The organism is Leptotrichia sp. OH3620_COT-345, from assembly GCF_003932895.1.
Lineage (GTDB): Bacteria > Fusobacteriota > Fusobacteriia > Fusobacteriales > Leptotrichiaceae > Pseudoleptotrichia.
Genome location: NZ_RQYW01000012.1, coordinates 1 through 12,426, shown reverse-complemented (window position 1 = coordinate 12,426; position 12,426 = coordinate 1). Strand labels below are relative to the sequence as shown.

Below are 12,426 nucleotides of genomic sequence, written 5' to 3'. Positions count from 1 at the left end.
TATTTTAGAAATGGAGTGAATTTTAGTGGCAGATTTAGTAACAAGTTTAAAAGAAAGAGCAAAAAAACTCGGTAAAACTATAATTTTACCTGAAACAGAAGATGAAAGAGTACTTAGAGCGGCTGAAAAAGTGATAGCTGAAAAAATAGCAAAAGTGGCATTAGTGGGAAATGAAGAAAAATTGAAAGAAGAAGCTCGAAAATTGGGGGTTTCTTTAGAAGGAGCAATCATATACGATCCTCAAAACTGTGCAACAATAGATGATATGGCTGAAATGCTGAGAAAAAGAAGAGAAAAAAAAGGAATGACTTTTGAAACTGCGAAAGCGACATTACTGTCCGATCCGAGATTTTTTGCAGCGATGCTTGTTCATCAAGGAAGAGTTGACGGAATGGTTGCAGGTTCAAGTTCTCCTACAGCTCAAGTATTAAGAGCGGCAATCTTGGTTATAGGGCCTAAGGAAGGACTTAAAACAGTATCAAGTTCCTTTGTTATGATAACTAAAACTCCTGAATTTGGAGATAACGGAGTATTTATATATGCCGATGGAGGAGTTATACCGAACCCTACAGCTCTCCAATTAGCTGATATAGCAGTTTCAAGTGCCGAAAAAGCTAAGCTTACTGCAGGAATAAAAGAGCCTAAAGTGGCATTTCTTTCATTTTCTACAAAAGGAAGTGCTGATGGAGAATCAGTTACAAAAGTAAGAGAGGCAATAAGTATATTGAAAGAAAGAAATGTAGATTTTGAATTTGATGGAGAGCTTCAGCTGGATGCTGCAATAGTACCTGAAGTGGCAAAATCCAAAGCTCCCGATTCAAAAGTGGCAGGACATGCAAATGTTCTTATTTTCCCTGACCTGAATTCAGGAAATATAGGGTATAAATTGACACAGAGACTGGCAGGAGCAAAGGCATTAGGGCCTTTGATTCAAGGGCTTGCAAGTCCGGTACATGATCTGTCCAGAGGATGCAGTGTGGATGATATAGTTGAAGTAGTTGCAATTACTGCAGTAGAATCTGAATAAAAAATAAAAAATATATAATATAACTAAGGAGGAAAAATGAAAATACTGGTAATAAACAGTGGAAGTTCATCTTTAAAGTTTGAACTTATTGACATGACAAACGAAAAGACAATTTCTAAGGGAATATGTGAAAGAGTGGGAATAGCAAATCCTATCTTTACATATAAAAATTTGGGAAAGGATATAAAAATAGACAAGCAGGAAGCACCTATGAAAGATCATTCTGCTGCGATTGATCTGGTTCTGAAAACACTTCAGGATAAAGAAATAGGTGTAATATCTAATGTTGATGAAATAGATGCTATCGGACATAGGGTTGTTCATGGAGGAGAATATTATGACGATTCGGTTATCATAGATGAAGAAGTTATAAAAAATCTTGAAGAGGTGTCAGCTCTTGCTCCTTTACACAATCCTGCAAATATAATGGGAATAAAAGTAATGAAAAAATTATTACCTGAAAAGAAAAATGTTGCAGTATTTGATACGGCATTTCATCAAACAATGAAACCAGAGGCATATATGTATCCTTTACCTTATGAAGATTATACAGAGCTGAAAGTAAGAAAATACGGGTTCCATGGAACTTCACATAAATATGTAAGTGAAGTGACTGCAAAACTTCTCGGAAAAGAAAATTCTAAAATAATAGTTTGTCACTTAGGAAACGGAGCAAGCATATCTGCAGTAAAAGACGGAAAAGTAGTGGATACATCAATGGGAATGACACCTCTTGCAGGGATTATGATGGGAACAAGAACAGGAGATATTGATCCTGCCGCAAGTTTATATGTAATGGAAAAAAGAGGCTTGTCTATTAAAGAAATAGATACAAGAATGAATAAAAAATCAGGAATTTTAGGCATATTTGGAGAAAGTTCAGATTTCAGAGATCTGGAAAATGCGATGAAAGCAGGAAATGAAAGGGCAAAGTTGGCTTATGACATGTTCTGTTACAGAGTAAAATTTTATATAGGTGCTTATGCAGCTGCAATGGATGGAGTCGATGCGATTGCTTTCACAGGAGGTATAGGAGAAAACGGTTCCGATCCGAGAGCAACTATATGTGAAGGTTTAAGCTATCTGGGAGTAAAATTCGATTTTGAAAAAAATGGAATAAGAACTTCAGGGAATGTCGAATTATCAATGCCTGATTCAAAAATAAAAGTGTATAAGATAGAAACTGCGGAAGAGCTTGTAATAGCAAGAGATACTTACAGACTTACAAAATAACTGGTAAATTTTGAACAGTTTCATAATAAAAATTATAATAAAGGAAATAATAAAATATTGACTTTGAAGTAATTTGATTATATAATTAAATGCATATGAAAATATAAAAATAAATTAAATTTTTGGGAGGAAAATTATGGCTAAGTTGAATATTATTTATTTCAGTGGCACTGGAAATACCGAACAGATGGCAACTTATATAGAAGAAGGAGCTAAAAGTGCAGGAGTTGAAGTTGAAATGATTTCTGTGGATTCAGCTGATGAAAACTCTGTAGAAGCTGATTTTTTAGCGTTTGGATCACCTGCAACAGGGTCTGAAGAAGTTGCGCCTGAAATAGCAGATTTTGTAGAAAGTGTAAAAGATAAGTTGAAAGGCAAAAAAATAGGAGTTTTCGGTTCTTATGATTGGGGTGAAGGAGACTGGCTAAGTATGTGGATTCAGGATCTGGATAAAGAAGATATATCTGTTGTGGGAGAAGGGTGTATGGTGAATTTATCCCCTGATGACGACGAAAAAGTAGAAGCATGTAAAGAGTATGGAAAAGCAATTGTAAGCTAAAAATAACAATACAAAAAATAAATTTATAGAATGGCAGAATAGACGGCAGTTGCAGTAAAATTCCGTTTGTTCTGTTATTTTTATACATATGAAGAAATAAAGTCAAAACTGAAATTCAACATTTAAATTATTTAATGAAAAAATAAGAAAATGAATGTAAAAAAAATCAATGCTTGAGCGAAGTGAGTTTGTGATTTTTCAATAAATGAAATGTTTTTAAGTAAGAAATAGTTTGAGTTGGAAAGTTTTTGACTTCCCCTTTTTTCTAAAAAAGGTTGGAAAAATATTTGAAATGTTTAAAAAAACAAGGAAAACTTCTATTGTGTTTCAATGATTTTCAATTAAAATTTTTACTAAATGAAAAAAATATCTTGACATTAAGCTTGAAAAAATGTATTATCATTAATGTGGAAAAAAATTCCGTTTTTTTAAATAATATTTATGTTAAAAAATTCACAAATAAATATGTTGAAAATTCGGAGAAAAAATAACACAGGAGGAGAAAAGTAATGGTGAAAGACTTAAAAAGTTTAAAAGAACTTATGGAAAGAGTAAAAAAAGCACAGGAAGAGTTTGCTACGTTTGAACAGGAAAAAGTGGATAAAATTTTTAGAAAAGTAGCACAGAGAATAAATGATGAAAGAATAACTCTTGCTAAATTAGCTGTGGAAGAAACAAGAATGGGGATATTAGAAGATAAAGTTATAAAAAATCATTTTGCTTCCGAATATATCTATAACAGATATAAGGATGAAAAAACATGTGGAGTACTGGAAGAGGATAAATCATACGGGATAAAAAAAATAGCCACTCCAATAGGAATAATAGCGGGAGTAATACCTACAACAAACCCTACATCAACTGCCGCTTTTAAAATGCTTCTTGCATTAAAGACAAGAAATGCAATAATATTGTCACCTCATCCGAGAGCAAAAAAAAGTACAATAGAAACTGCGAAGATTGCATTGGAAACAGCTATAAAATATGGAGCTCCAAAAGATATAATAGGCTGGATAGATGAACCGAGTGTAGAGCTGTCAAAAGAACTTATGTCAAATTCGGACCTGATTTTAGCGACAGGAGGGCCGGGAATGGTAAAAGCGGCATATTCTTCAGGAAGACCTGCGATAGGAGTAGGAGCAGGAAATACACCGGTAATAATAGATGAAAGTGCAGATATTAAAATGACGGTAAACTATACGTTACTTTCAAAAACTTTTGACAATGGGGTAATATGTGCTTCGGAACAGTCGGTAATTGTCGATAAGTCTATTTACGAGAAAGTAAAAAAGGAATTTGAGCTGAGGGGAGCCTATATTCTTAATAAAGATGAAATTGAAAAAGTTAGAAAAATAATGTTTATTGAAGGAAATTTGAATGCAGATATTGTAGGACAAAGTGCATATAAAATAGCAAAACTTGCAGGAATAAAAGTACCTGAAGAAGCAAGAGTACTTATAGGTGAAGTAAAGTCGACAGGTGAAGAAGAACCTTTTGCTCATGAAAAACTTTCTCCCGTATTAGCGATGTACAAGGCTGAAAATTTTGATGATGCCTTGGATAAAGCCAAAAAACTTATAGAATTGGGAGGATTGGGACATACATCCCTTTTATATATTAATTTAGCTGAAAAAGAAAAAATAGACAAATTCGGTGTAAGCATGAAAACAGGGAGAACGTTAATAAATATGCCTGCTTCATTAGGAGCGATAGGAGATGTCTTTAACTTTAAACTGGAGCCTTCGCTAACATTAGGATGTGGTTCATGGGGAGGAAATTCAGTGTCTGAAAATGTCGGAGTAAAACATTTGTTGAATGTGAAAACAATAGCGGAAAGAAGAGAAAATATGTTGTGGTTCAGAATTCCTGAAAAGGTATATTTTAAATACGGTTCGTTACCTATTGCCCTTGAAGAATTGAAGGGAGAACATAAAAAAGCTTTTATAGTAACTGATAAAACTTTGGCAGAATTAGGTTTTACAACACACGTAACAAGAGTTCTTGATGAAATAGGAATAGACTACAGAATTTTTTCTGAAGTAAATGAAGATCCTACATTAAGTTCCACACAGGAAGGAGCTAAAGCTATGCTTGAATACAGACCGGATGTTATTATAGCCTTAGGAGGAGGTTCAGCAATGGATGCGGCTAAAATAATGTGGGTATTGTATGAATATCCTGAAATAAGATTTAGAGATCTGGCAATGAGATTTATGGATATAAGAAAGAGAATATTTGAATTTCCTAAAATGGGATTGAAAGCAAAATTCGTAGCGGTGGCAACATCAGCAGGGACAGGTTCTGAAGTAACGCCTTTTTCAGTAATTACTGATGATACTACAGGGATAAAATATCCTCTTGCAGATTATGAATTGACTCCTAATGTAGCGATAAATGATCCTGAACTAATGTTGACAATGCCTAAAGGACTTACTGTAGCGTCGGGGATAGACGTTCTGACTCATGCGATAGAGTCATATGTATCAGTGTTGGCAACAGAATATACAAAACCTTATTCATTGGAAGCTACGAGACTTGTATTTAAGTATCTTCCTGAATCGGTAGAAAAAGGGAAAGATGCCATAAAGGCAAAGGAAAAAATGGCAAACGCTTCATGTCTTGCAGGAATGGCCTTTGCAAATGCGTTTTTAGGAATATGCCATTCGTTGGCTCATAAACTGGGAGGAAGATTCCACGTTCCTCACGGCATTGCTAACGCTATGCTTTTAAATGAAGTTATAAAATATAATTCTGTAGAAGCCCCTACAAAAATGGGATTGTTTCCTCAATATAGATATCCTGATGCAATGCAGAGATATGCTGCAATGGCTGATTTTTTCAATTTAGGAGGGAAAACAAAAGAAGAGAAAACGGAAAATTTAATTAAACATATAGATGAGTTGAAAGAAAAAATAGGAGTTCCTATGAGTATAAAAGAATATGGAATACCTGAAAAAGACTTTTTAGATTCAGTGGATAAAATGGCACTTGATGCATTTGATGATCAGTGTACACCGGCAAATCCGAGATACCCGTTAATCTCAGAATTGAAGGAAATTTATCTTAAAGCTTATTATGGAAAGGAATATAAAAAGGTAAAAAATAAGTAAAGGTTTCTTTTATAGTAAAGATGTCTAAAATATGTCAGAAAGTTATTTTAATTGACAAAGAATTTTAAAGATGGTATATTCAAATTAAGAAAAAGATAAGCAGGCATACAGAAAATTGCCTGCTTACTGCTTTAGAATGTTTAAATGAAAAGTTAGGATAAATATAGAATCAGGAGAAAATAATTATGGCTTTAATTGAAGAAAAAAAAATTGAAATAGTTGAGCTGACTGAATTGAGAAATCGTTACATGTATGAGGGGAAAACTTTGGAAGAAGTCGAAGTTCTGAAAAAGCTCGCAAGATTAACTGAAGAAGTATATGGAAATGAAAGTGATGAAAATATAAAAATTTTAAACGAACTTGGGGGGACTTTAAAATATGTAAGTGCTTTTGATGAAGCTGAAAATGCTCTCTTAAAAGCAAAAAAAATAATAGAAAAATGTTATGGTGTTGAAAATACAGGATATGCAACATGTAACTTAAATTTAGCTGAAGTATACAGATTTATGAAGAAATTTGATGAAGCTGAAAAATTTTATTTGGATGCGATGAGAATATATGAAAAGAATAATCTTCAGAATGATTATTTATATGCCGGAGTATGTAATAACTTGGGGCTTTTTTATCAAGAGCACTCCAGATATGTAGAAGCTGTGGAACTTCATGAAAAAAGTCTTAGAATACTTGAAAATTCTGAAAAATATAGGTTACAATATGCAACAACTTTGAGCAATCTTGTAATTCCGTATATGAAAGTCGGAAAAAATGATTTGTCTGAAAACTGTTTAAAAACTTCCCTTGAATTAATTGAAAAAGAAGTGGGGAAAAATCACAGCCTTTATTCAGCTTCTTTGAATAATCTTGCAATACATTATTATAATGAGAAAAATTTTGAAAAAGCCCTTGAACTTTTTGAACAAAGTGCTGAAATATGTAAAAAATCTTTCGGAGAAAATAGTAATAATTACAGAAATCTTGTATCAAATATTGAAATTGTAAAAGAAAGAATAGGAAAGTAATAATCATGGATAATAAAATAAAGGGTCTTGAGTTATCGAAACTGTATTTTGAAAATGTATATTTACCCGAGCTGAAAAAAGAATTTCCTCAATTGTTGGACAGAGTGGCAGCAGGCCTTGCAGGAGAAGGATCGGAATGCTTCGGATATGATGATGAAATTTCCAGAGATCATGATTTCGGACCATCATGTTGTATATGGCTGACATCTGAAGATTATAGAGAGTACGGAAAAATGATTAGTGATAGATTAAACAAACTTCCTAAAGAGTTTATGGGATTTCAGAAATTAAATATAAGTGAGTGGGGTAACGGAAGACGGGGAATATTGGATATGGGAGAATGGTATTATAAATTTTTAGGAATGGAAACAGCTCCTACAAGGTTGTATGATTGGCGTATTATTCCTGAAACGGCTCTTGCTTCAGCTATAAACGGTGAAATTTTTATTGATAACTTGGGAGAATTTTCTAAAATACGAAATGAATTGAAAAAATATTTTCCTGAAGATATAAGACTTAATAAAATAGCTACAAGATGTATGAAAATAGCACAATCAGGGCAGTATAATTTTGGACGATGTATGAAAAGAGGAGAATATGTGGCTGCAAGAGTAGCAGAAGCTGAATTTATAGATGAAACTGTTCATATGATTTATCTTCTGAATAGAGAGTATAAACTGTTTTATAAATGGATGCACAGAAAGATGAAAGAATTATCTGTTTTAGGTGAAAAAATTTATTATTTACTGAAAGAATTTTGTGAGCTTTCTTTAAATGAAACTGATAAAAAAATTAATATAATAGAAAATATATGTGAAAATATAATTTTTGAATTGGAAAATCAGGGAATTATAAATAATGCGAATGTCAGTGATTTTCTTTTAGATTATGGACCTGAAATTCAGGAAAAAATAAAAGATGAAAAATTGAGAAAATGGTCACCGTGGCTTGATTAGGAGGAAAAATGGATTTTGAAAATAGTGAGGGGAAAATAAAAATTATAAAAGAGATTCTTGAAAGGGAATGGCAGTTTTTTCAATCTGCTCAAAATACAGGAGGTAGAGCAGAATGTCAGGATAATAAAGAAGAATTTCTTATTATGAGAAAAAGTCAATGGAAAACATTTCCTTTAAATGTACTCAAGAGTTATTTGGAAGATTTGAAAGAAGCAGAAAAAAATAAATCCAATCTTGTAGTTGAAAAATATGCAAGAATGATGAAATATAGCGCACCTGAAGAATACGAAAAAATAAAAGGGTTTTTCCCAGAAATTTTGCCTGAAAAAAGAGAAACGGTAAATCAGATTGTCAAGATATATCTGAATTGGGAAAAGGAACTCATGGAAAAGTACCCGAAACTTACAAGTAAAGGAAGGGTTCTTAACTCAAAAGACGATACTCCTGAGCATACTTCGATAGAAACTTATCTTAAAGGGGAGCTGTTTTCTTATTCTTTTGAAACAGTAACGATGTATTTAATGTATATAAAAGAATGTATCCAAAAAAATATAAATCTTGCAGAATTGAATATAGAAAATATTATAAAAGAAAAAGGATATACTTCTCTTGAAGAAGCTGAAAGTAAGATTTAACAAGATACAAAATCAAATCGAAAAATAATATCAGAAAATAATTTAAAAAAGCCTTGACAAATATTATTTATTAATATATAATTTGTTTTGTCTTTAAGAAATTAAGTTGATAAAATGCCTTGGTGGCGAAATCGGTAGACGCACAGGACTTAAAATCCTGTGGTAATTATTACCGTGCCGGTTCAAGTCCGGCCCGAGGCACCATTTAAACTTATTGAAAGTCAATATCGCGGGATAGAGCAGTCTGGTAGCTCGTCGGGCTCATAACCCGAAGGTCGTTGGTTCGAATCCAGCTCCCGCCACCAATTTTGCCTAGATAGCTCAGTCGGCTAGAGCATGCGGTTCATACCCGCAGGGTCGAAGGTTCGAATCCTTTTCTAGGCACCATTATATTTCTAAATAACAGTAGATATACTTGCAGTTGATTCAATAGTGAGTATATTAAAGTTATTCATAATTTATGAAGAAGAAAGTGTTGAACTTTCTTTTTTCTATTTAATGATTAATTTGTAATAATCAATAAAATTGACTGTTATTCTTTTCCAAAATAAGGTATAATATTTTAAACTACTAAACTCAAAATAAAAAAGAAAATTAGATTCAAAAATTTATAGTTTTATTTAAGAAAAGAGGGATTGGAATGGAATACATTAAATTAGGAAACACAGGACTGGATGTATCAAAAATTTGTCTTGGATGTATGGGATTCGGAGACCCTGAAAACTGGATTCATAAATGGCTGCTTAAAGAAGAGGAAAGTCGTCCCATTATAAAAAAAGCATTGGATATGGGAATTAATTTTTTTGACACTGCAAATATTTACTCATTCGGAAAAAGTGAGGAGATTTTGGGAAAAGTTTTGAAAAATTATGCTAAACGTCATGAAATAGTAATTGCAACAAAAGTTTTTTTCGAAATGTATAACGGAGCTAATGCTCAAGGCCTATCAAGAAAATCAATTATGACTGAAGTGGAAAACAGTCTTAAAAGACTTGGAACTGATTATATTGATTTATATATAATTCATAGATGGGATTATAAAACTCCCATAGAAGAGACTATGTCTGCATTACACGATATAGTGAAATCGGGGAAAGTAAGATATATAGGTGCATCTGCCATGTATGCGTGGCAATTTCAGAAAGCATTATATGTAGCTGAGAAAAATGGTTGGACAAAATTCGTATCAATGCAGAATCATATGAATTTACTGTATAGAGAAGAAGAAAGAGAAATGATGCCTTTGTGTAAAGAAGAAAAAATAGCGGTTACTCCTTACAGTCCTCTTGCTTCAGGTAGACTTACACGCGATATTTCTTCAGAAAAGACAAAAAGGCAAGAAACGGATCAGACGGAAAAAGGAAAATACGATTCCACAATGGAATATGATAAAGTAATTATAGAAAGAGTAAAGGAAATAGCTGAAAAATATAATAGAGAAAGGGCTGAAATAGCTTTAGCTTGGCTATTGCATAAAAAACAGACGGTAATACCTATTATCGGGGCAACAAAAATTTCTCATCTTGAAACGGCTATTTCATCATTAAATGTTAAATTAAGTGAAGAAGATATAAAATATTTAGAAGAACCGTATATGCCTCATAAAGTTATGGGGGCAATTTAAAATAATAAAAAATATGAAAATGAGGAAATAAATGAAAATATTAATAATAAGGTTCAGTTCATTTGGAGATATAGTGCTTACAACACCGGTTATAAAAAAGATAAAGGAGAAGTATCCTGAAGCAACGATAGACTTTTTAGTATATACAACATTTTCGGAGGCGATTTCCTTAAATCCAAATGTTAAAAAAGTTGTATTATTTGACAGGGAAAAAAGTAAAGACAGAAAGTATATAAAGAAAATTATTAATAAATTGAAGTCTGAAAATTATAACTACATAATAGATCTTCATTCAAAATTTTTATCAAGAATTATTGGAAAAAATCTTGAAAATAAAAAAACGAAATATTATAGATATAAAAAAAGAAAGTGGTGGAAAACATTATTGGTAAAAGCTAAGCTTATAAATTATAAAGCTGATTGTACTATTGTGGAAAGTTATTTTACTTCACTGAAAAAGTTGGGAATATATTTTGATGATAATGCTCGAAAACTGGGAAAAGGTGATGATTTAGAATTTTATATTGATAAAAATCAGGAAAAAAAATTAATACAGAAATATAACTTGTTGTCGGAAAAATATATTGTACTTTCTCCGGGGGCATCAAAATTTACAAAAAAATGGCCTTTTTATAATGAACTTGCTAAAAAAATAGTAAGAGAAACTGATATAAAAATTTTTATTACAGGTGGGAAAGAAGATTATGATTTGATTGAAAAAAATGACAGAATTATAAATTTGTGTGGAAAAATATCTTTTAAGGAAAGCGGAGTAATAATAAAATATGCTGAAATATCGGTTGTCAATGATTCAGGACCTTTTCATATTTCAAGAGCGTTAAAGACAAAAACTTTTGTATTTTTCGGTCCCACGGATCCGGATTTATTCAGTTTTGAAGATATAACTTTTTTAATAAAAAATTCGAAATGTATTCCTCATTCTCTTTATGGAGATGATAAATTTCCGAAAAAGTATGAAAAATGTATGTCAGATATTTCTGTGGAAGAAGTTTATGAAAAAATAATTGGTGAATATTATAAAAAAGGAAAGGAGATACACGGTTATAAATATTTTGTATAATATAACAGTGAATTTAAAAAATGAAAATACTTGCATTTGAAACATCATGTGATGAAACTTCCGTAGCAGTAGTTGAAAACGGTAAAAATGTATTAAGCAACATAATATCTTCTCAGATAGATATACATAAAGAATATGGAGGAGTTGTGCCTGAAATAGCATCAAGACATCATATTGAAAATATATTGCCTGTATTTGAAGAAGCTATGGAAAAAGCCGAGTGTAGACTAAAAGATATTGATTATATTGCTGTAACCAATACTCCCGGTTTAATAGGTTCTCTTCTTGTAGGATTAATGTTTGCAAAATCTTTAAGTTATGCGAATGAGATTCCGTTAATACCGATAAATCATATAGAGGGACATATATTTTCTAACTTTATTGAAAATGATGTTAATTTACCGGCTGTTTCATTAATTGTTTCAGGCGGTCATACAGATTTATATTATATAAATAATGAAAATGGAAAAATAAAAATAGAATTAATGGGGGAGACTCTAGATGATGCTGTCGGAGAAGTTTATGATAAAATTGCCAGAATACTTAATTTACCTTATCCTGGAGGGCCTGAAATAGAAAGACTTTCAGTTGGAGGAGAAAAAATATTGAAAATAAAGAAGCCGAATATTGAAGGATATAACTTCAGTTTTAGCGGAATTAAAACATATATAACAAATTATATAAATAATGAAAGTATGAAGGGAAATAAAATAAGTAAAGAAAATGTGGCAAAATCATTTCAGGAAATTATAGTTCAAATTTTATATGATAAAGTATTAAAAGCAGTTAATGAAAAAAAAGTAAATACAGTCTTAGTGGCAGGAGGAGTTTCAGCAAATAAAAGGTTAAGAGAGAAATTTAAAGAACTTCCTGAAAATATCAAAATAAATTTCCCTAAAATGGAATATTGTACTGACAATGGTGCAATGATAGGCGCTGCAGCATATTATAAACTCAAAAATAAAGAATATGATATAAAAGAAAATAAATATAATTTAGATGCCAAATCAACAAAAGAAAAACATAAGGACAATCCCAAGATGTAGTCAAAAATGGAGAAAAAAAATAAATATATAGTTGAGAAGAAAAAAAAGAAAAAAAAAGGGAAAAAAGTAGTTGACAAAGGTTAATAAATTTGATAATATAGATTTTGTCAATTGCGAGAGTGTTTGACGAGGACAA

Annotated in this window: 10 protein-coding genes and 3 tRNA genes; all 13 read left to right on the top strand. The window is 31.6% G+C overall.

The features are described from left to right. The first annotated feature begins 25 nt into the window (after positions 1–25). The 13 genes from pta to tsaD all read left to right on the top strand — a co-directional run bounded on the left by pta (position 26) and on the right by tsaD (position 12,290). Complete coding sequence (gene pta, locus EII29_RS07985; protein WP_125237004.1) at positions 26–1,027, top strand: phosphate acetyltransferase; 1,002 nt, start codon at positions 26–28, stop codon at positions 1,025–1,027. 36 nt (positions 1,028–1,063) lie between these two features. After that, on the top strand, positions 1,064–2,260 hold the full coding sequence (locus EII29_RS07980) for an acetate/propionate family kinase (RefSeq protein ID WP_125237003.1): 1,197 nt from the start codon (positions 1,064–1,066) through the stop codon (positions 2,258–2,260). A gap of 136 nt (positions 2,261–2,396) precedes the next feature. After that, entirely contained in the window at positions 2,397–2,819 is a 423-nt protein-coding gene (locus EII29_RS07975; protein ID WP_125237002.1) for a flavodoxin domain-containing protein, read from the top strand. A gap of 509 nt (positions 2,820–3,328) precedes the next feature. Continuing rightward, positions 3,329–5,929, top strand: coding sequence for a bifunctional acetaldehyde-CoA/alcohol dehydrogenase (gene adhE, locus EII29_RS07970; RefSeq protein WP_125237001.1), 2,601 nt, complete (start codon positions 3,329–3,331; stop codon positions 5,927–5,929). 185 nt (positions 5,930–6,114) lie between these two features. Continuing rightward, positions 6,115–6,948 carry a tetratricopeptide repeat protein gene (locus EII29_RS07965; protein ID WP_125237000.1) on the top strand — a complete coding sequence of 278 codons (834 nt, stop codon included), beginning with the start codon at positions 6,115–6,117 and terminating at the stop codon, positions 6,946–6,948. 5 nt (positions 6,949–6,953) lie between these two features. Next, the gene (locus tag EII29_RS07960; protein WP_125236999.1) at positions 6,954–7,904 is read left to right on the top strand and encodes a DUF4037 domain-containing protein; all 951 of its coding nucleotides are present in this window, start codon (positions 6,954–6,956) and stop codon (positions 7,902–7,904) included. Between the two features lie 8 nt (positions 7,905–7,912). Then, entirely contained in the window at positions 7,913–8,539 is a 627-nt protein-coding gene (locus tag EII29_RS07955; RefSeq protein ID WP_125236998.1) for a DUF4125 family protein, read from the top strand. A gap of 116 nt (positions 8,540–8,655) precedes the next feature. Then, positions 8,656–8,743, top strand: a tRNA-Leu gene (locus tag EII29_RS07950). Between the two features lie 24 nt (positions 8,744–8,767). Further along, a tRNA-Met gene (locus EII29_RS07945) sits at positions 8,768–8,844 on the top strand. Between the two features lie 5 nt (positions 8,845–8,849). Next, positions 8,850–8,926 (top strand) — tRNA-Met (locus tag EII29_RS07940). Positions 8,927–9,179: 253 nt separating this feature from the next. Continuing rightward, positions 9,180–10,163 carry an aldo/keto reductase gene (locus tag EII29_RS07935; protein ID WP_125236997.1) on the top strand — a complete coding sequence of 328 codons (984 nt, stop codon included), beginning with the start codon at positions 9,180–9,182 and terminating at the stop codon, positions 10,161–10,163. 31 nt (positions 10,164–10,194) lie between these two features. Continuing rightward, a complete protein-coding gene (locus EII29_RS07930; protein ID WP_125236996.1) occupies positions 10,195–11,244 on the top strand; it encodes a glycosyltransferase family 9 protein in 1,050 nt (349 codons plus the stop codon). Positions 11,245–11,264: 20 nt separating this feature from the next. Beyond that, entirely contained in the window at positions 11,265–12,290 is a 1,026-nt protein-coding gene (gene tsaD, locus EII29_RS07925) for a tRNA (adenosine(37)-N6)-threonylcarbamoyltransferase complex transferase subunit TsaD (RefSeq protein WP_125236995.1), read from the top strand. The last annotated feature ends 136 nt before the right edge of the window (positions 12,291–12,426 follow it).